The sequence below is a fragment of the Haloarcula sp. JP-Z28 genome, assembly GCF_011440255.1.
GTDB lineage: Archaea > Halobacteriota > Halobacteria > Halobacteriales > Haloarculaceae > Haloarcula > Haloarcula marismortui.
In genome coordinates, this window is the sequence record NZ_JAAOHT010000006.1 from 31823 (window position 1) to 49663 (window position 17841).

Here is a 17841-nt window from a genome sequence, read left to right on the forward strand (position 1 = left end):
CCCGGTCAAACACCCCGCAATGTGAATGGGGATCGGTTATCGAAGCGCCGCCTTCTCGTCAGCGAAGCCGATCGTGACGAGATACTCGAGGAACGCATCGAACTGGTCGACATCGCTCGGCGTGTCCGTCGCGAGGTGTCGTGCCCACTCGATGGCCCACTGGAACGCAGGATCGGTTCCGCCCTTGCCATGTATATACCACCAGCGGGCGGCCTTCAGGACGATGAGCGGATTCGTCGGCGGCTGCTCGCTCGCGAGTCCACGAGTGATCGACCGGATCTCCTCGGGTACCTCAGCGGGATCGACCTCGCCTGATTGGGTGTTCGACACGTCGACTGGAATGTCGTCAATCGAGACATCGTTCGGACGCTGTTGTTGACTCACGGAAAATCACCATCTCTGAGGACTCTCTGGATCGAGCCCTCGCTCTCTCTGGAGGGCGCGAAAAACAGCTCGCTGCGTCACGCCGGCGGGAGGTAGACGCTCTGCTCGCCGGCGCCTTCCTCAAGGTTATTTCGATGGCGGTGGGCGAAGTAGCAGTCGTAGCTGCAGTAGCCACAGAGAGCCCCAGTATCGTATTCGGCAACGAATGGACCGCGCTGAGTCATCCAGACGTTGGCTTCGCATTCGGTACACGCAGCACCATCGAGATCCCCCGGCGATGGCCCCTCATACTCGATCTCGAAGGAGTCGTCCTGTGGTGTCGATTCGGGCCAAACACCTTGGGCCTGCCAGAATTCCTTGAGACGGGCGAGACTGTGGCGGACCGTCTTGCGAACCGTGACGTGGTCGGTGTCGCGACCGCTGTCGTCCCACCCGTCAGCCGTCCAGAACTCTCCGAACTGCGCCCCGCGATGCAGGCCGTTCCAGTCGAGACCGGCAATGTCGGCCGGTGGATCGTCCGTGAGCGTCGGTCGGGTCAGTTGCTCGATGACGTCGAGCTGTTTCGGCGGGCTTCCACCGAGGATATGAACACGACGGCCCCGCCAGTCGGTCGGCTCGGAGAACTCGTGGGCCAATCGGTCGGCATACCCTCGTGAGTAGCCGAGCACGAGGTCGTCGGGAATCATGTCGATCACCTTGCGGCACTTGGGGACGATGACGAGGTCTGCATCGGGATAGCTCGCCTGGATCTCGCGCGCAGCGGCCACGTACCTATCGACGTCGTCGGGGTCGTACACGTCTCCAATCACGCCGACCTTGGGTTCGTGTTCGAAAAACCGGGCGACGTATCGATCCAGATCGGGATTCCGAAAGTCGTTATCCAACATCCCGACGGGGATGTTCAGATGCTTGAACTGGGCCTGCTGATATCCGCAGTCCTCTCGGAACCCAGGTAGGTAGCCGAGCCTGTAGGCATCCAGAGCGAACGGCGCTCGATGAAGGAACGCCACGCTGTCGGCTTGTCTGGCAGCGGCAATCTCGCGTTCAGTGCTGCTGCTGGGGCTGATATCGAGCGACATGAATGTGGCCTGCGAGGGCGAATCCGGCCGCCCTGCACCCTCTCAGAGGGGCAATAAACGGAGTCGCAGTCCACTATTAACCAACATTAAACCCCAGACCCGCACTTTGTTGGTTAATTATCTGGACGGCTCCGATACCTGCCAAGGATTTTCCAACTCACTCGTTGGGCTGACGCCGCCGGCGTACCTGCTCTGGATTCGGCACCCAGGGATGAACATCCCAGCAATGGAGGGCGTGCTCTCGTGCCGTATCGAACAGCGCCTCACATGACCCACATTCGTAGATCGTCTCGGGCCAGCGTTCTGTGACGAACATCGCCGTCACCGTTGATCTGATTGGGTCTGGTGCAACCGACTGCCGGACGTAGTCATAGCCGATCACCGTCTGTTGACGAAGCGCCGACTGCGCCAGCCGCTCGGGCCGGTCTGCTGGGAGATACACCCAGCGGACGAACCCATCTTCAGAGTCTTTCGCCGACGGTTGGAAGATGAACCACCGATCGTGGTCGTCGCGGAAGAGATACCGCTCTCTTCCCCGATTTTGGAGATAGAGCGGATCGCCGCGACCCGGAATCACCCGCAGACCGATGGACGGGGAGATCGGGGCGAGGAGTCGCTCTTCCAGCGTGATCGAGCCGGACTCTCCGGATGATGTCTCGCCCTCGAAGTCGTCAAGCGTCGCTTTGGCGGTCATGATTCGTCGGGATTCGTCTCGTCTGTGTCTTTCCCAGCTGTTCGCTCGTGCCGGTCGTTGTATCGCTCGAGTTCTCGGCCGATGCACTCCAGCGCCGTGACGGCGCGTTCGATGAGCTGATACGTGGCCCGCGAGAGTCGGATGTTCTCCATCAGGTATCTTCCTCTGGTTCGATGAGGTCGTTACTCTCAGCGGCGAGTGCCTGAACGGCTGAAGCAGGATCGTTCTCGACCGGAAGTGTTCGATGGTCGAGTGGGGCGGGATACGCCCGGTTCCCCTGCGCACAAAGTATGATCAACCACTCTTCGCTCCCTTCGGCGAGGACGACGTAGTGGTCGATATCCCGACGTTGGAAGACTGGCCGATCTGTCCGGCTCACCGCACTCCAGTTTGCCGGCAGTGACGATGACGGCGTCCCACCATCTGGCGTGAGTGCTCGGTACTCTTCGAATTCGGTGAGTGCCGCCTCGATATCCTTCCCGGTGAGGTGCCAGCAGTCGGCCGGGCCATCACACACCAACTGACTGACCACGTCGTTGCGGAACTGGATGTAGTGTTGCTGGGCGACGGTTTCGTTGTCGGTGTAATCGAGGAGGAGCGCACAGGCGAGCTGTGCCGGTCCGCTTCCCATATAGCCCCAGTCGAATCCCGCCGGGCTATGCCGCACGAGACCGAGACTTCGATCGGGGGAGAGGCGTTCGTGTGCGGTGAGGTTCAGGACCACTGGCGTTCCATCGACACGCATTCCGACGTACTCAACGCAGTCTGCACTCGCCTGCCATCGCTCACTCGCATCCTGTACGACTGCTCGTGGGTCGGTAGTCGAATTCATCTCCATCGGTTGCATGCGGGCGTTCGGATTCCCCGCGCCCCTGCTGGGGGTCGAAAAACCACCACCGGCTATTAGCCCCTCAGCGTCGCTTCAAAGTTAGAATTCAGACTATTATAGTTCAGACTATAACAATCCATCAGACAACCAATCGATAGAGACAAGTCTATTCTTCGAAGAGACAGCGAGCGGCTGCATCGTCGCCAGTGAGGGTCTGCTGATCCTCGTCCGTATCAGCGAAGAGTGTTGACTGATCTCCCTCGGATGTTTGCTCAACTTCGGGTCGATCGTCGACACCGAACTCACTAGCCTCGGGCCGATCAAGACGCGAATCCCGGTCACGATGATCCACGTCAGCGCCGAAGTCCTCAAGCGAGGTCTCGACGCTCGTTTCGGTTACTTCGAGTTGGCCATCGTCATCGAATGCGGTCTGTCGTAGAATCTCGATCTCTGGTCGATCGCTCATCTCATTCGAGCCTCCACCCACCGAGGCTCCGACAGACACCTCCGGGCGTTGGGTCAATCGTCTTGTGCGCGGATTTTGCTGGCCCGCTGTTCAAGCCGGCGGAGGATCTGGACCCGTTGCTGATTCGCGTTCTCGTAGGCGACGCAGGCTCGCAGCGTCTCCATATCGTTGATCGTCACGATACCAGCGTTGATGAGTCGCGTATTCGGGGGCTCGAGCCGTTGTTCTGGCGAAAGCTCGCTTGCGTCTGTTGTTTGACCGTCTGGATTGCTCACTGATAATCGCCTCCGCCACTGCTGAGGCGACAAAAAACGGCCCTCGTCGTTACCCGTCTTCTTCGGGTTGGATTTGGCGAGCGTCCTCTGCGAGATCGTGGATGTATTCTCTGAGGGTTTCCATGTCCTCGCGAGCGTCTTCGAGGGTCTTGCCTTTCGCTTTCGCGATTACCTCGTCCTGATCTCTAGTACCGGTTCCACGCTTGAGCTTTACGGTGAGGGAGACGCCGACGTCACTTCGTTCGACGTACTCCGTTCGTGTCGTCTGTTCGCTCGATTCAGCCGATTCGCCATCCGTACGAGCTGGTTGGGTATGTTCTGACATGGATTTCTTTCGGTGATTGGTATTTAGATGGACGCTGCGGCCGGCTCGCCGGGTGTTTCGTGAAGGATTGCGTCGATCTCGGCCCCGGTGAGTCGCCAGCTTCCAGCAGACCCAGCACAGTCCAGTTGGCTCACGACCTCGGTTTTGAATGCCTGGTAGTGGTCGAGAGCGAACGCTTCGTCATCCGTGTAGTCGAGGAGGAGTGCGAGCGCGAGTTGCGCCGGACCACTACCACCATATCCCCATTCGAATCCCGAGGGACTGTGATTCACCAGCGCGAGACTCCGCTCTGGTGTGACCCGTTCTTGGCCGGGACGTTTCTCAACGATAGCCTGCCCGCTCTGCCGATACCCGACGTAGACGATGTCGCAGTCGCTCGCTGGGCGTGTCTGTTCAATCGAGTGTGTGTCGCTAGGTCTACTCATCGGTCTGTTCGGGAGCTACTCGTTCGAGCACCCCCGCACCCCTCAGGGGGCGAAAAACAGTCACAGGAACTGCTTACCCCTACGCGAGATGGGAGATATCGGCTGGTTCGTCGACATCGTCGAACTCGCCTCGTTCGACCGGCTGCCAGTCATCACCGGGTGCTGGACTCCACCAGTCGACCTTGTAGGCACCTGGTGCGCCGAGGATCTTCACCCGTGCCGAGCCGTCAGGCAGATCACGACGGAGCTTCTCGTCGACGTGAAGGTTCCACGTCGAGTCGGTGTCGAAGCACGCGAGCACGGCCTCCTCGTAGCCACGGTCTTCTCTGGATTCCCGGAGGATGACCTGCGTGTTGCAGTTCTTGCAGAACACTCCCTCGAAGGGAATGTGACTGAATATCTCGTGCCCGCAGACCGGACACCAGAGGAACTCGAACAGTGCTTCTCTGTGGCGGTCGATGACTTCCAGACTCATCTATGGATCTGGCCCGATTGAGACGGGCCACCCATTCCGGCCCAAAATAAACGTCACCGTAGGTCCGCACCAATCAATCAGCGCTCGGCGCCGTACACGATTCTCGAGGATGCTTCGTACCCACAGCTCCGACACTCGAACCAACGCTGAACCTTCGCGCAGTCAGCCGTTTTTCCGCCGATTGCCACATCGCTGTTCGGACACTCGGGACAACTCAGTTCGGGCGCTGGCCGTTTCCGGAGCTCGTCACGGAACGATTTCGCGTCTTTTGTCTCGTACCCCCGCGACCACACCGGGTAGCCGTCGACGAGGATTGCGCCACGCCACTTGTAGCGGTACGAGCCCGGTGCTCGGTGTAAGACCGCCCGAGCGCCGGTCTCGGTATTCCGGTATGCGAGTGTGGGCGTGCGGCTCTCGCGCTTCCAATTTGTGATCCGGGACATCTGTTAGAAGTGGACGTCGGCGGGCACGATCCAGAGCTCCTCGCTCTCCTCCAGCACTCGATCCAGCTGCTCACGGTGACGGATACCGTTCGCGTACTCGTTGTACAGGAACACCGTCGGCCCGTCATAGGCGCCGACCTGGTGGAAGGCGTGCCGAGCGAGATCTTCGTCGTGCATGATCTCCTCGTCGGAGAGTTCCTCGATGGCCTCTTTCACCCGGTCGAGATTCCGCTCGAACTCCTCTTTCGTCGCCTCCCAGCCACGCTCGAGGAGATCTTGGCCGTCATCGGAGTCGACAGGAGCCGCCGTCGGGTGCTCACCCCATCGCGCCTTCCCCGCAACGGACGTGTCCTCCTCATCAAAACAGACGTAGTAGTCGAAGACGGCGCCGGCGTGTGGGTCCGCGCCGACCAGGCGGTCGAACACCGTCTTTCCGGTGGCCAGTGCGTCGTCGTGGGTCGATTCTTCTACCAGAGCGTAAATTACCATGTGCATCTCGAACACCTTGAAGCGCCGACGCACCGGGAGTGATTGCTCGCTCGCTCCTGCTGCGCCGGCACCCATCGCCGGCGCTCGAAAAACCCATCTCGAACTACGTGCGTTTCAGAATTTTCCGCACGCTCAACGGATGGAATGCTCCCAGGTTGCTACCTTTGTTTTGGCTGTTGAATCTCTATGAACAGTGGTCTAAGTCAGAAATCCTCAATCTGATATTTCTCATTCAGCGCTGAACGATCCGATAACGCTGAATCTGTCACCGTCACAATCACCTGATACTCCGGCAATTCTTCTGGCAACGCCAATACAAAGTTTGTAATATCGGGTGCATTCCCTGTGTCCGGGATATCGAAATATGGAGAGTCAAATATGAACATCCGGATCGGCAGCGTGTTCGATTGCTCTGCCAGCTGCTTCAAGACGGCCGTATGGAACAGTAAGGCCAGAATCTTCCCCTCGTTCGAGTACTCGTTATGCCGATCGGACGGGACATCATTCCCGTCCTCGATCACGACGGTGAAATCGTAGCCCCCCTGTGGATTGAACACAACATTCTGGGCATCGGCAAACCGACCGTGTTCGAAGTAGGAGAGAAGGTCATTCATCTCCTCCCGTAAGTTGCTCTTGAGATCAGTTCGCTCTTCCTCAATATGCCGACGAACGATCCGCTCGAAAGTTTGCAACGCTTGTCGTTTCTCTACCTTCTCACGGCGGCGTTCGTACGCCCCTTCTAAATCTTCAATACGTTCAGTAGTGTCGTCAAGTTCGTCCTCCTTGGCATTGATCTCCACTTGGACCGATGTCGCATCCCGCTCCAGCGAAGATATTTCTGTTTCCAATTCATCCCGCCGGTCAATTAACTGGGTGACATCGCTCTCCGCGATCTGTGATTCTATCGTTTCCAGCTGTTCCTGATGATCTTGAATCCGTGACTCAAGAAGATCTAGTTCCCCCTCGAGTTTTCGTTCCCGGGATCGCAGCTCGGTCAGTTGCTCTTCCACCTCTTCGCGTTCCATGGCCGATTCACGTACGTCCCGCTCGGTGGCCGTTTCAATCCTCTTGTCTGGGACCTCCTTACGACACAGCGGACAATCTCCATCATTCAACAGCCGGCGGCGTTGCGAATCATCGACATCGTTTGTACAGATTGGGCACCGTTCCGGGATGCTCATCATCTCCTGCAGGTCCTGAGCTGTTGAATGAACCTCTTCCCCCATCTCCATCTCCTCATATCGCTCGATACTCAGCCGAATTTCCCGCAAATCACCGCGTGTCTCCCGTTTTTCGGACTCCAAGTTGTTTATTTGCCGTTGCAGCCGCAACTTCTCTGACTCCAGCTGTTCCAGCTCATTATCCTGTTCTAGCGTTTCATTGATAGAGCGAAGTTCCGCTCGACGATCCGCTAATTTTGTTTCAATCTCCTTCTTGTTCTCCTGCAATTCGGCCAGCCGTTCCGCCAATTTCTTCTCTCGGCTCTGGGCGGTTTTAAGCTCTTCTGCGGCTGTTTCTTCTTCTTCGGTCAGCTCATACTTCTCAGATCGCCGTTTCTTGCTCTGGTTGATCGCAGCGGCTAGGTTAATGCCGAACAGAAGGTCAATGAAATCCTCTTTGTCCTGCCAGCGGAGGAACTTCTTGTACTCTGGCGCCATCAAGCAGAACAATGAGAAAATGTTGTACCGACCAAACTCACGGGATTCAACCGGCCAGATACCGAATGCCTCGGAAACATCCTGCTGTGTGTTCCGGGCTTGGAAGGGGATGTCATCCTCCGACGATGGATCTGTATTCAGCTTTGGCCGATCGTCACCTGAATACCCGCGGCCGTCCCGATTTAAAAGCCGTTGAACCAAATAGTGGTTCGTATCGACCGACCAATTCCCAGTTGTTTCTAGTGAATCCTGCTCGGACTGGATCGGATCGGTCAGTGTAATTCGTTGTTTTTCCTGACGGCCGAACAGGTTAAACCGAATTGCCTCAAGGATCGCAGTCTTTCCCTGATCATTTGGGCCGTAGAGAGCTGTATCAGTGTCATCTAGCCGGACCACTCGGTCATCCAGATTTCGGAACTGTTGCGCCCGAATCCGCCGTATCGTTACCCTATCAACGGGAAACTCCGGTTCGTGGTAGTTCGCTTCGAGCAGCTGGCGGCATTCGTCAATCTGATCCGGCTCCATGTCCTCTGCCTCCAACGCCTCAATGATACTCACAATGATCTCCTCACGCTCAGGCATGTGCGAACTCCCCCGTTAACTCGTCTAAGAACTCGATTTCGTTCGCTTTGAATTTTCTCCGCGGGCCGACGAGGAGTTCTGCTCCAGTCGAGGCCTTCTGGAGACGGTCCCCCTCACTAATATATTGAACAAAGTCATCATGCGTCATGTGGGCGATCTCGTCAATTACCGTTTGCTGGGCATAGTTCCAAGATGAGAGCATCATACTATCGGCGTGTTCGATTCGGTCGTAGAACTCGTTCACCATGATTTCGCCCGCAGGCGCTAATTCGACACCATAGCGGCGTTCGTGTTCTCCGACCTCCCCCGTCCCCTTCTGACCGATAACAGGTTCATCAATTAGTTGCCAGGCGAACAAGCGGTTCTTATCTTCGTAGACGTCGGACGAGAAGGGGCCGGAGCTACGTTTCGTGAAGCGGTAACGGTATCCAGTACGGTCAAGCATTCCGAGATCGCCTTCTAATTCTCCGATGGCATCGTAGTCATCTTGTTGCGCGATCCTACGGTTCACGAGGTAGACCAGCTTCTGTAGGCGGTACCGCGATTCAATCATTCCAGTGTCGGACCGGTCGCCGTAATCCTTCACCAGCTTCAGTAGCATTGCGAAGTCAATGAGCTCGTCAATCCGGAACCGGAGCTCGTTCCACGTTTTCACCAATTCGTCGCTGGCGATCGTCCCGTCGCGGAATGCAGCCAGTTGCTCCTCCGAGAGCCCGAAACTGCTGAGGGTTGAGATGACGCGGTCGTCTGAGAACACCTCTCGATTCAGGAACGAGTAGTACTCCTCTCCGAATTCCTCAAACTCGCTCCTAGTCGCCATGGCCTCGCCGTAAACTTCGGTGATGGTCCGGACGTATTCCTGCCGTTGCTCGGGATCCAATTCGAACCGGTCAACTGCGCGTTCGAGGACTTTCCATTCGTTCGGCATCAGGGCACCCCCAATTCATCACAAACCTCGTTGTTCCACTCGATCACCTTTTTCGTCCCACCTGAACAGGCCGGATTCGCCGTGTTCAGGTGGCCCAGTGCGTACGCCACGAGGTATTCCTTTGACGGAGCGACGGAAACTCGCGGATAGCGAGATCCAACTGTTTCCGCCTTGTCAGAGCCGTTGACGCAGAGAATAATCTCGCCTTCATTTGGGTAACTCCGCGTCTCAAGATAGTGCTTGAGATGAGGATACGGTTCGTTTTCAAGGCATTCCTGCCAATGGATGATCCAGACGCTGTTCTGAATCAATTTGTCTCGGTCTACGAGGTTGTCTAGTGAGTGGAAGTATTCCTGGATCAGGAGCTTGTCGCCGTGGATTCCGTCCCGGATCTCCTGCACGATGTCGGTGAAGTCTTGGCCGTAGCAGCCGCCGCTCTTGGTGAGAATCAGTAGATTTTCTTCGTGCGGGACGGCATCTTGTGGCGAGTTATACCGGGTAATCATTTCTGTTCTCCAGCGATAATCCGGAGCCTTCGTTGGATCGATTCCAGTTTTTGATGCTCCTGCTCCAAACGTTCATTCTTGTTCTCTCCTTGTCCTTTGATAATGGTTTCCTTCGACAATTCACTGTGCGTCTCAAAATCGTCTCTCCATGCCTCGAAATCACGTCGTAGCTGTCTCCCGTGAACTGTCTTTGCGTTCGATAACAGTTCTGATAAATCGTTCATCCGATCAGTGAATTCATCATATGCGTCTTGCTTGGCGTGGCTACGATCGTCCTCGTTGACCCATGCGAGGGAGTCTTGCCACGCTGTGACTGTCCCAGTGATAGTCTCGCGGTCGGGTTGTTTGTCAACGACCCGTGCGTGGTACCCGACGGCGAGTAAGGCGGCGAATAGGGTAGTGAGCATTACGGAGAAGACGTAATCCAGACGGCCGATACCAGTTCTACCAGCTGTGGCGAGAATGAGGAGGAGGTAGCCAAATGTGATGACAATGCCTGATGCGGCGATGTAGCCAAGGATGGAAATGGCGAGGCGACGCACTTGTTGGAGTGGTGGGGAAAAGGTGCGTTTCCTCATTTTGGCTGTGAACAGGATGAGGATGCCAAGGAAGATGACAGAAGTAGCGGCGTAGACGCCAATGAAGAAATTGGGGTTTGATATTTGGAGGAGGAGGGAGCTGGAGAACTGGAAGGTAAGAAAGACGGAGGCGAATTCAAGGAGAAGAACTTGAAGGAACAGATGGATCCCGTGACCGAATGTTATGTGATCGATGAGGCGTTGGATTGTCCGCTGAGCCTCCATATGGATTCCATGGATGCACCTGACATATAAAAAAGTGGACCTGCTCCAGAGTTTCCTTTCTCAGTCCTCCTCCACTCGTTCGACAGTGATGGTCAGGTCGCCCGATTCGTAGTCGGCCTCGAAGTCGACGGTGAACGCATCCGAGTCGTACGCGGCGTGGTAGGCACGGTGTCGTTCGAGTGACCCCGTCGCCTTGAAGTGGAAGAACGCAGCTGAGGTGTAGGGCTTGCTCTGGGTCTCGACCTGCGTCTCGACAGAGGCCGGGAGCGCGATTTGTGGTGTGTCCGTGTCGATACTCGCAGCGAACGCCTTCGCTTCCTCGACGGTCGCCTGCGAATGTGCGGGCGTCTCGCCGGTCAGCACGTTTACCGGCGTCTCGGTATCGTCGGTGAACAGGACATCGTGGAAGGTGCGTGTCCCGAGGACTGCGTCGGGATCTAACTCGCAATCGTGGAATGGGTCGTCGTCTGGTTTCTCGGGCATCCAATCACGAGCCTACGGTGGGGCTCAGTCCTTTCAGCCCCAGAAAAACCACCATCTGCTTCGACGCAAATCGGCCTACGAACGGCTGAGTGTCGCGTCCGGAGACGGTGCTTCACCGCCCGGGATACGCAGTTCCTGGCGTTTCCCGACCCACTCGCCGAGCTTCTGTGTGAGATACTGGCGAGCCGTCGACTGGGTGAACACACCCTTGTTGACCATATCGCCAACGACGTCTTTCAGTGCCCGGAACTGCCCCTTCAGATGGCCGTCGCCGACCGGCTCGCCGTCGTGCCACCGAACGGTCGCGAGCGCGCCGTTACCGACCGTCTCGCCGTGGTCGATTGTCTCCGAGTCGTACTGCAGGCCGAACCACAGCGTCCGATAGGCGGTCACCTCGAAGGTGGGTGACACCACGTAGAACGCCTCGTGATGGAGGTAGTCGAGATGGTCAGCGATAATCTCCTCGAGCGTGAGCCCGGTGGCGCGGGGCTTCGGTTCGACGACCGTCGACGGGCGGTCTTTGCCGGCGAGGGACCCGTCGACGGCATCTGCCTCGAGGCCATCGGCCAGTTCCGCCAGCAGCTGTTTCGCCCACTTGGAGTCGGTGTCCTCGCCACCGAACGGGGTTTCAGCCGAGATTCGGTGTTTGAGCTTGAGATTCGCTGCACCCCAATGAGAGTAGTGGAGCGTGTACTGTCCGTCAGTTCGTTCGTACGCAACGAGTGCGCGGTGGCCCATTGAACAATCACCTCGCAGGACGACCCACGACTGGATCGCCCCGCACCCCTCCCGGGGGACGAACAACGCTACTCGTCGATCGGGTCGGGGGAACTGAGGTCCGCGTACAGCACCTCATCGTCGCGGACGACGTACCGTTTCGCCAGCACGGGAAATCGGCATTTGGTAAATCCGGCTGTCTGGATGTCGAATTCTTCGTCCGGTTCGAGATATTCTGCGAGCGACCGGAGGAACTCGTGGGTGACGATGCCACCGTCGTAGTCAGGAAGACCGTTCTCACGGGCCTCGTACACGTCGAAGCTGTCGTAGCCCCAGATGACGAGTTCGCCGTCGTCGTCCACTTCCCAGTTGAGCGTCCCGAAGCAGTGGTTCTCACAGAGCTGGCGGACGGCCTGTGGGTCTGTTACGAGCGCGCCGGTCGATGTCGTTGCGGCTTGGAGTGTTGCCATGGGTTGTTCTCGGGAGCGGTCTCGCGCCCCCGCACCCCTTCAGGGGGCGAACAACCGCTCACGCTGTGACGGCCACAGGACGCTTCGCTGCCGACGCGTCGAGCTGTCAGGATTCTCCGTGTACGTCACCGTCCCTCATCGTATTCGGTTGGGTGAGAACATCCACCTGCTCGAGGAGCGTCGTCGCGGTGCTAATTCGCTCCTGATCAGCGGGCTCCAATTGGTCGATGTCGATACTGGTGAGGCTGCTGAGCGCGCGGTGGAGTCGATAGCCGGGGGTGTCTCGTGGGTCCATGTGTGCGCCTCTGCCAATTTACGGCGCGAAAAAACACCGGCGGGCCGTCAGCAGGGCAGTCCGGAAGTGATCTCGAACTGGCCTCCAGTTAACCAACAGAACGAATCGATATCAGGATTCGTTGGTTAAACTGACCCTGTCTCTACTGACCGGCTTCGGGTTCGGGTCCATAGCGGAGTGATCCGCACCACTGACACTCCCACATGGGCTGCCCGGTCCACTCGTCGTCGGGGATAGCCTCGAATTCGTGGAATCGATGCTTAGTTTCCCGAACACACTCCCGACACTCGAGGTAAGTTCTGTTTGGGCGCTCGTGTCGTGGCTGTTCGGTATCGGTCTTGCCAACGGAGTCCTGGAGCGCAATCGCCGGCACCAGCCAGAGGTCGTCGTCTGCGTCCTCACGTAGGCTTGCAAGACGAGCTTCGGTGCGAACCTCGCTCCCGGTTTCGTCGTAGAGAAACGTCGCGTGCTCGCCGTCGTGACGGGACTGCGTCGTCTCTCTCCACGCCGTCCGCTCATGAGCAGCCGCGAGCAGCTGATTACCACATTCAGACGTGACCCGTGTCGCCGAGGGGAGCGAGGGCCACTGATCGACAAGCTGTGGGGCCGGTTCCTCGTCGAGATCGTAGATTAGCTTGCAGTCATCGACTACTGGGTCATCATCTCCCTTCGCGAGGAGGGTGGCCGCAGCAGATCCCTTCCCGACGGCGCCGTAGAACGTCGACGCCTCAACGAGCAGCTGGATGACGTGGAGGAGAGTCCGTTCGGCGTTCGATGTGTCCTGGTCGTCGGCTCCTTCGAGATGGTTCGTGAGACAGAACCGGCACTTCGACTGGCCAGCGGGGATCGACGCTCCACAGGAAGCGCACTCGGTCTCATCTGCTGTCGGGTCGTCTGGATAGCCCGCGTCGACGCCACCAGAGCGCTGCCGCCGGGGCTCGCCACTACTACTGGCGAGTTGATCGTCGGGAACGTGGGTCGCTTCGCCGAGCGGTCGGAGGGCTTCGTAGTCGGCGTACTGGTCGGTCATAGAGTGATCTGGCCGTATCATGCTTCGTCTTCGGATTTAAACAATGGCTCTCACATCAATCAGACAACAAAATACAACCGAAAATCAGCAGTGTGGGCGTTAGACAGCCAGTTCGTCCAGTGTGTCACGGTGGGTCCGCACGGTGACCACTGAGACGTTCGCTACTTCAGCGATGTCCGACTGGGTGAGCCATCGTCCGTCTTCGCGTCCGGCTTTGTACAGACAGGCTGCGGCGAACCCGGACGGCCGAACCCCCGTGGTTGCCCCGGTCGATTCGGATGCTTCTGCCAGCTGCCGAGCCCGCTGCCGGATTTGATCGGAGACGTCGAGCTCAGACGCCAACCGCGGAACGAACGCACTGGGCGTCACCGGCTGGGCCGGCAGGCCAAGTTCCGTATTCAGCGTCGTGTATGCGTTCGTCACCCGCGATTGCTCGACGCGCGCCGACTCGGTGATGTCGTCGAGCGTTCGCGGCCGCCCGTTACACCGACACGCGCCGTAGACACTCGCGGCGGCCATCGCCTCGATCGACCGGCCCTGCAGGAGGTCCTCGTTCTGAGCGCTGCGGAATAGCTGGCAGGCCTGGTCACGGATCGTCTCGGATAGTTCGAGCGCACTACTGATCCGGCGGACTTCACTAAGCCCGTGTGCGAGGTTGCGTTCAGCTTTCGACTGAAACCGCCCACGGGTCTGTTCACGCCGCATCCGAGCGAGCCGCCGTCGCTTCTGTCCTGAGAGTTCGTTCCCGTTCGCATCGGTCCCGCGGCCGATCTCCGTCGACAACCCTCGATCGTGTCGTGCCGCCGTCAACGGAGCGCCCGTGCGCTCCCGTTCGTCTTCGTCGAACCCTCGCCACTCTGGCCCGTGGTCGATCCGCTGCTCGTCGATGACGAGCCCACACTCCTCGCAGATGGTTTCGACTGCGTTGGTAGTGACCCGCCCGTCGCACTCGGGACACAGGTTAGCGCTCGACTCCGTCTGGACGTCCTCATCGAAGTCAGTTTCGTAGATGTCTCTGATTGCCATGGTTCTCACCGTGTTCAGGGAACTTGCCAGTACGGCGAGCCCCTCACCCATTGAGGGGACAATAGACTCTATGCTGGACTGAAGTGCCTACACAGGGAGTCGGGGGAACTTCGATGCCTGCCGTAAGAACGGCAAGAAGTGGAACAAGGTCCTCGACTGGGGCTACGACGAAATGTCACTAGACCTCCTGTACGTCAGATCGAGTCCTTTCTCATAGGACATGATAGGGCAGGACTAATCGTCCCGCTTCAGTGCTGCGTAGTATGGCACGCCCATCTTCACCGCGCCAATGAGTCTGTAGACGCCGTAGACGGCGCCAAGGGAGATCCCGACGGTTACGGCCCCGAACTCCATCCCGAGCTCTATCAACATCGTCACACGCGGCAGCACGCGACTGAGCAACGGGACGGATTGCAGGAAGAGGCCTGAATCGAGAACGAACGGTATCCCACCGTAGACGGCGAGCAGAGCGGCGTCTTTGAATTTCAGGACGCCAAAGAGGAGTAGCAGGCACACGCCACCGTATATCCATTCGAGGTTCTCCAGAACGGCCTCTCGACCCACGGCGATAGAGGTGTCCTTGTTCCCGGAGAAGTCACCTCGGATCTTGTTGATGGTCTGATGGAGGTCGTCGAACACTACCGAATAATCAGACTGTTCCAGCAAAGGTCTTGTTCCGGGTTCCACTTTCACTTCGCTTGGATCGAATTTTTGAACGTATACTCCATTACTACACTTGGAGCCTGGAATACAGTGTCACACGCTCCAGCGCTCCACCCCCCCATGTCGTCGGAACAATCGATCCTCGGAACCTGTCCAGCTTGCGACACCGAGATACCCGCAGGTATGCTCCTCATCGAGTACGAGAAGGACGACCACCGAGCGGTCTACGCGGAGTGTCCATTATGCGAGGATCCAGTTCATCCCCGGTGAGTTTCCACCCACATCCGCCCCATCGTCGAGAGCTGCGTTTCGAGACTATTTCCGACCTTCTCGCGGTCTACATACCCCTTTTCGTCGAGTTTCGAGACGTTGTATTGGACGCGGCTGCGGAACGACTCGTCGTACTCCTCCCCCTCTTCTTCGGCCAGCTGTTCGGCGAGCGCAGATGTCGACGCAATTGGATCCTTCCCAAAGAGGAAGTTCAGAATGGTTTTCTCGAAATCCTCAACGTCACTGCCAGGCGACGACGGGAACTCGACGTACATCTGCCCGTCGAGGTCTCGGGCACCCTCCGTCACACCGCTCTCGTTGATTCGGTCGAGAAGCTGCACGATCTCCTCGTACTGGCTGTGCACGGTCAGGTCCTCGTATTCCTTCAGATCATCGAGCGTGTCCGCGGCGTTCTCCAGAACCTCCATCATCCGGTGCACGAGATATTCCTCCGGCGAGACGTAGTAGGTGTGGAGCCGGTCTCGAATCTCATCCATATCTTCCTGGAACTCGGCGATTATCGAGTCGGCCGCAGTAGCGAACGCGAAGGCGACCGTGCGAGGCATCGAAGAGATGTTGACGAAAACCTCGTTATCAGCCTTCAGTTCGTCGAGGATGTAGTCGTAGGCCATCGGATAGAGGGTCTCATAGTCAAACATGCCCTCGATTTCGATGGATTCGCGCTGGACCTCGACGTCAATCAGTTTGAACGAATCTTCCAATCGGCGAGTCATATTCGATGCAAGTTGCGCGGCCTTACTCGTTGCCTCATCGTCTGGATCGCCTTCGTGCGTGATGAGCACGACTCGGTCGGCCTCCATCTGTCCCTGCGAAATTGGGTAGATGAGACGCTCGAAGTCGAATCCAACTGGGATAATATGGACTCGTTCGGTCATAGTTCCCTCTGTCTGCGGTTTAGGCTAAAGACCTTCGTTATACGCTTCGTATGTGGGACGAATTATGGTTATCTCGGGAAGTATGTGTTTTGGAAAGCCTAAGAAATAGATACCGTGCGAATAAAAGCGAACAAGACTTATCCCTGTGCGGTGAGTAGTGTCACGACAGGCGCCACCGAGACACAACCGCGCCTGAGAGATCCGACATGCCCGGCGACCGATTCCCGCACGAGTTCGTACCGAAGACCAAACCTGGGGCTTCCACCGATAGACGCCTTTTCGGCTACAACGTCGAGGAGTTCCCGGCCCTCCAAGCACCGTTCCGCCGGTCGACTTGGTTCGTAAACCAACCACGAGAGGCGTTCATGCATCCCGACCAGATGCTCATCATCAACTCGATGGAGCAGAACGAGTTCCTGGTCGGTCGGACTCCTGAGGACGAGTTCGAGCGGCTACAGGAACTGGACGGGATCGTCGATGTCTACTTCCCAGGCGACCGCTGGGTCATGGACAGCGACGATATGGACCGTCGCGAGCTCCTGAGCGAGATTGAGCGATCGGTCGAGGGGCAGAAGGCGCTCTACCGTATGGTTGAGGATGCCGAACTCGACGTCGAACTCTATCCCATCATCGTGGGGTGGGAACCGTGGCACTACGAGCACTGCCGGGAGCTGTTCGAGGTCTTCGGCACGAAGTCGTGTGCCTTCGACGGGACCGAGTACAATTCGAAGTTCAACCTCTGGGATGACCTGGAGGCCCTGGTCGAAGCACTCGGCCCAGATCGGATTTACCTCAACGGTCGGGTCTCCCACGAACATCTCCTCCACGCCCCAGACGAGGTTGTTGCCTTCTCCGGGAAGACGTCGATCTTGGACGAGAGCAGGCAACCGAACGGGGAACACGACGCCGAGCGGTTGACCGAGACCATCAACTGGAGGATTGAGGCCCTGCACAGCTCGCAAACTGCACTTGACGGATTCATGGTGAACAACTAATGCCACGCAAAGGCGGCGGACCACCTGACAGACGTACCGACGAAGAACAATGGCAGCCTCCGGGACGAGAGGAACCACTCCAACGGTCACTCGATATGGCCCTGGAACTCGAACTGGACGACGAGGAGGAAGACCCGGATTTCATCTACGGCGATATCGTCCACGATACCGAGGCCGACGAACCGATCGCCTTGGTCGTCGTGAACATTCCTGGACTCGAACTCGACGAGTGGGAGTTCGAGGACGGAGACACGCTGGCCGACAAGACTCCGAAGTACCCGGATGACGACGAGGTCATTGTAGTTACCCCACTTGACGTGCTCGAAGAGTACATGCCGAGATGGGACGAGCGAGAGGCCGCGATCCCGCTCGAAGAGCTCGTTGAGGAGGAAATTCCATTCGCCCCGTTTCCGTCCCTCCAGTTAGTCCGGGTCGAGGACTCTCACCTCCGAGACTGAGATGGCCGACGAACTGTGGCCGTTCTTGATCTTGCTTGCTCTCTTGGTCCTCACCGGAACGTTCGGGACCGTTATGGGCGCGTTCGGGGACGTGGTACACCCCCTGTGTCCCGACCCGCCGAACCCATTCAGCGTCTGGTGGTGTTAGATGTCCCGCATCGTCTATGACCGAGGCCC

Annotated in this window: 26 protein-coding genes; 2 read left to right on the forward strand and 24 right to left on the reverse strand. The window is 57.9% G+C overall.

All coding sequences use genetic code 11. The annotated features are described in order from the left end of the window. Positions 1-36: 36 nt before the first annotated feature. The 24 genes from G9463_RS04655 to G9463_RS04770 all read right to left on the reverse strand — a co-directional run bounded on the left by G9463_RS04655 (position 37) and on the right by G9463_RS04770 (position 16211). Positions 37-384, reverse strand: coding sequence for a hypothetical protein (locus G9463_RS04655; RefSeq protein WP_165896091.1), 348 nt, complete (start codon positions 382-384; stop codon positions 37-39). 77 nt (positions 385-461) lie between these two features. Beyond that, on the reverse strand, positions 462-1463 hold the full coding sequence (locus G9463_RS04660) for a DUF6610 family protein (protein WP_165896092.1): 1002 nt from the start codon (positions 1461-1463) through the stop codon (positions 462-464). 157 nt (positions 1464-1620) lie between these two features. Next, positions 1621-2157 carry a hypothetical protein gene (locus G9463_RS04665; protein ID WP_165896093.1) on the reverse strand — a complete coding sequence of 179 codons (537 nt, stop codon included), beginning with the start codon at positions 2155-2157 and terminating at the stop codon, positions 1621-1623. Then, positions 2154-2309, reverse strand: coding sequence for a hypothetical protein (locus G9463_RS04670; protein WP_165896094.1), 156 nt, complete (start codon positions 2307-2309; stop codon positions 2154-2156). Before G9463_RS04670 ends, G9463_RS04665 begins: the two co-directional genes overlap by 4 nt. Beyond that, on the reverse strand, positions 2309-2995 hold the full coding sequence (locus G9463_RS04675) for a DUF6166 domain-containing protein (protein ID WP_165896095.1): 687 nt from the start codon (positions 2993-2995) through the stop codon (positions 2309-2311). The genes G9463_RS04670 and G9463_RS04675 overlap by 1 nt, the downstream gene beginning before the upstream one ends. A gap of 157 nt (positions 2996-3152) precedes the next feature. Further along, entirely contained in the window at positions 3153-3452 is a 300-nt protein-coding gene (locus tag G9463_RS04680; protein WP_165896096.1) for a hypothetical protein, read from the reverse strand. A gap of 53 nt (positions 3453-3505) precedes the next feature. After that, complete coding sequence (locus G9463_RS04685) at positions 3506-3727, reverse strand: hypothetical protein (RefSeq protein ID WP_165896097.1); 222 nt, start codon at positions 3725-3727, stop codon at positions 3506-3508. A 49-nt stretch (positions 3728-3776) separates the two neighbouring features. After that, positions 3777-4052, reverse strand: coding sequence for a hypothetical protein (locus G9463_RS04690; RefSeq protein ID WP_165896098.1), 276 nt, complete (start codon positions 4050-4052; stop codon positions 3777-3779). Between the two features lie 23 nt (positions 4053-4075). Then, positions 4076-4477, reverse strand: a complete 402-nt coding sequence (locus G9463_RS04695) for a DUF6166 domain-containing protein (RefSeq protein WP_165896099.1) — start codon at positions 4475-4477, stop codon at positions 4076-4078. 79 nt (positions 4478-4556) lie between these two features. Next, positions 4557-4952, reverse strand: a complete 396-nt coding sequence (locus G9463_RS04700; protein ID WP_165896100.1) for a hypothetical protein — start codon at positions 4950-4952, stop codon at positions 4557-4559. Positions 4953-5029: 77 nt separating this feature from the next. Further along, positions 5030-5395 (reverse strand): hypothetical protein, encoded by a 366-nt coding sequence (locus G9463_RS04705; protein ID WP_165896101.1) that lies wholly within the window; start codon positions 5393-5395, stop codon positions 5030-5032. Between the two features lie 3 nt (positions 5396-5398). Next, positions 5399-5890 (reverse strand): hypothetical protein, encoded by a 492-nt coding sequence (locus G9463_RS04710; RefSeq protein WP_165896139.1) that lies wholly within the window; start codon positions 5888-5890, stop codon positions 5399-5401. Between the two features lie 197 nt (positions 5891-6087). After that, the gene (locus G9463_RS04715; protein WP_165896102.1) at positions 6088-8124 is read right to left on the reverse strand and encodes an AAA family ATPase; all 2037 of its coding nucleotides are present in this window, start codon (positions 8122-8124) and stop codon (positions 6088-6090) included. After that, positions 8117-9052 (reverse strand): hypothetical protein, encoded by a 936-nt coding sequence (locus G9463_RS04720; protein WP_165896103.1) that lies wholly within the window; start codon positions 9050-9052, stop codon positions 8117-8119. The genes G9463_RS04715 and G9463_RS04720 overlap by 8 nt, the downstream gene beginning before the upstream one ends. Then, on the reverse strand, positions 9052-9558 hold the full coding sequence (locus tag G9463_RS04725; protein ID WP_042661777.1) for a hypothetical protein: 507 nt from the start codon (positions 9556-9558) through the stop codon (positions 9052-9054). Before G9463_RS04725 ends, G9463_RS04720 begins: the two co-directional genes overlap by 1 nt. Further along, positions 9555-10361 carry a hypothetical protein gene (locus G9463_RS04730; protein WP_165896104.1) on the reverse strand — a complete coding sequence of 269 codons (807 nt, stop codon included), beginning with the start codon at positions 10359-10361 and terminating at the stop codon, positions 9555-9557. Before G9463_RS04730 ends, G9463_RS04725 begins: the two co-directional genes overlap by 4 nt. 60 nt (positions 10362-10421) lie before the next feature. Then, positions 10422-10844 (reverse strand): hypothetical protein, encoded by a 423-nt coding sequence (locus tag G9463_RS04735; RefSeq protein ID WP_165896105.1) that lies wholly within the window; start codon positions 10842-10844, stop codon positions 10422-10424. A gap of 75 nt (positions 10845-10919) precedes the next feature. After that, complete coding sequence (locus G9463_RS04740) at positions 10920-11582, reverse strand: DUF6735 family protein (protein WP_165896106.1); 663 nt, start codon at positions 11580-11582, stop codon at positions 10920-10922. Positions 11583-11650: 68 nt separating this feature from the next. Further along, positions 11651-12031 (reverse strand): hypothetical protein, encoded by a 381-nt coding sequence (locus G9463_RS04745; protein ID WP_165896107.1) that lies wholly within the window; start codon positions 12029-12031, stop codon positions 11651-11653. 106 nt (positions 12032-12137) lie between these two features. Continuing rightward, positions 12138-12326 (reverse strand): hypothetical protein, encoded by a 189-nt coding sequence (locus tag G9463_RS04750; protein ID WP_165896108.1) that lies wholly within the window; start codon positions 12324-12326, stop codon positions 12138-12140. Positions 12327-12468: 142 nt separating this feature from the next. Continuing rightward, entirely contained in the window at positions 12469-13356 is an 888-nt protein-coding gene (locus tag G9463_RS04755; RefSeq protein ID WP_165896109.1) for a hypothetical protein, read from the reverse strand. A 99-nt stretch (positions 13357-13455) separates the two neighbouring features. Then, entirely contained in the window at positions 13456-14382 is a 927-nt protein-coding gene (locus tag G9463_RS04760) for a transcription initiation factor IIB family protein (protein WP_165896110.1), read from the reverse strand. Between the two features lie 234 nt (positions 14383-14616). Beyond that, positions 14617-15021 carry a hypothetical protein gene (locus G9463_RS04765; protein WP_165896111.1) on the reverse strand — a complete coding sequence of 135 codons (405 nt, stop codon included), beginning with the start codon at positions 15019-15021 and terminating at the stop codon, positions 14617-14619. A 281-nt stretch (positions 15022-15302) separates the two neighbouring features. Continuing rightward, complete coding sequence (locus tag G9463_RS04770) at positions 15303-16211, reverse strand: DUF6293 family protein (RefSeq protein WP_165896112.1); 909 nt, start codon at positions 16209-16211, stop codon at positions 15303-15305. Between the two features lie 365 nt (positions 16212-16576). Here G9463_RS04770 and G9463_RS04775 point away from each other — a divergent pair, with 365 nt between their 5' ends. Continuing rightward, positions 16577-17206, forward strand: a complete 630-nt coding sequence (locus G9463_RS04775) for a hypothetical protein (RefSeq protein WP_205254223.1) — start codon at positions 16577-16579, stop codon at positions 17204-17206. A 95-nt stretch (positions 17207-17301) separates the two neighbouring features. Next, positions 17302-17664, forward strand: a complete 363-nt coding sequence (locus G9463_RS04780) for a hypothetical protein (protein ID WP_165896114.1) — start codon at positions 17302-17304, stop codon at positions 17662-17664. The last annotated feature ends 177 nt before the right edge of the window (positions 17665-17841 follow it).

Excerpts from the sequence above, each read along its gene's own strand:
- G9463_RS04665 (WP_165896093.1), bottom strand. The coding sequence starts at position 2,157 with ATGACCGCCAAAGCGACGCTTGACGACTTCGAGGGCGAGACATCATCC.
- G9463_RS04740 (WP_165896106.1), bottom strand. The coding sequence starts at position 11,582 with ATGGGCCACCGCGCACTCGTTGCGTACGAACGAACTGACGGACAGTAC.
- G9463_RS04760 (WP_165896110.1), bottom strand. The coding sequence starts at position 14,382 with ATGGCAATCAGAGACATCTACGAAACTGACTTCGATGAGGACGTCCAG.
- G9463_RS04690 (WP_165896098.1), bottom strand. The coding sequence starts at position 4,052 with ATGTCAGAACATACCCAACCAGCTCGTACGGATGGCGAATCGGCTGAA.
- G9463_RS04705 (WP_165896101.1), bottom strand. The coding sequence starts at position 5,395 with ATGTCCCGGATCACAAATTGGAAGCGCGAGAGCCGCACGCCCACACTC.
- G9463_RS04770 (WP_165896112.1), bottom strand. The coding sequence starts at position 16,211 with ATGACCGAACGAGTCCATATTATCCCAGTTGGATTCGACTTCGAGCGT.
- G9463_RS04780 (WP_165896114.1), top strand. The coding sequence starts at position 17,302 with ATGGCCCTGGAACTCGAACTGGACGACGAGGAGGAAGACCCGGATTTC.
- G9463_RS04700 (WP_165896100.1), bottom strand. The coding sequence starts at position 4,952 with ATGAGTCTGGAAGTCATCGACCGCCACAGAGAAGCACTGTTCGAGTTC.
- G9463_RS04745 (WP_165896107.1), bottom strand. The coding sequence starts at position 12,031 with ATGGCAACACTCCAAGCCGCAACGACATCGACCGGCGCGCTCGTAACA.
- G9463_RS04735 (WP_165896105.1), bottom strand. The coding sequence starts at position 10,844 with ATGCCCGAGAAACCAGACGACGACCCATTCCACGATTGCGAGTTAGAT.
- G9463_RS04710 (WP_165896139.1), bottom strand. The coding sequence starts at position 5,890 with ATGCACATGGTAATTTACGCTCTGGTAGAAGAATCGACCCACGACGAC.
- G9463_RS04660 (WP_165896092.1), bottom strand. The coding sequence starts at position 1,463 with ATGTCGCTCGATATCAGCCCCAGCAGCAGCACTGAACGCGAGATTGCC.
- G9463_RS04750 (WP_165896108.1), bottom strand. The coding sequence starts at position 12,326 with ATGGACCCACGAGACACCCCCGGCTATCGACTCCACCGCGCGCTCAGC.
- G9463_RS04720 (WP_165896103.1), bottom strand. The coding sequence starts at position 9,052 with ATGCCGAACGAATGGAAAGTCCTCGAACGCGCAGTTGACCGGTTCGAA.
- G9463_RS04755 (WP_165896109.1), bottom strand. The coding sequence starts at position 13,356 with ATGACCGACCAGTACGCCGACTACGAAGCCCTCCGACCGCTCGGCGAA.
- G9463_RS04775 (WP_205254223.1), top strand. The coding sequence starts at position 16,577 with ATGCATCCCGACCAGATGCTCATCATCAACTCGATGGAGCAGAACGAG.
- G9463_RS04680 (WP_165896096.1), bottom strand. The coding sequence starts at position 3,452 with ATGAGCGATCGACCAGAGATCGAGATTCTACGACAGACCGCATTCGAT.
- G9463_RS04715 (WP_165896102.1), bottom strand. The coding sequence starts at position 8,124 with ATGCCTGAGCGTGAGGAGATCATTGTGAGTATCATTGAGGCGTTGGAG.
- G9463_RS04730 (WP_165896104.1), bottom strand. The coding sequence starts at position 10,361 with ATGGAGGCTCAGCGGACAATCCAACGCCTCATCGATCACATAACATTC.
- G9463_RS04725 (WP_042661777.1), bottom strand. The coding sequence starts at position 9,558 with ATGATTACCCGGTATAACTCGCCACAAGATGCCGTCCCGCACGAAGAA.
- G9463_RS04675 (WP_165896095.1), bottom strand. The coding sequence starts at position 2,995 with ATGGAGATGAATTCGACTACCGACCCACGAGCAGTCGTACAGGATGCG.
- G9463_RS04670 (WP_165896094.1), bottom strand. The coding sequence starts at position 2,309 with ATGGAGAACATCCGACTCTCGCGGGCCACGTATCAGCTCATCGAACGC.
- G9463_RS04695 (WP_165896099.1), bottom strand. The coding sequence starts at position 4,477 with ATGAGTAGACCTAGCGACACACACTCGATTGAACAGACACGCCCAGCG.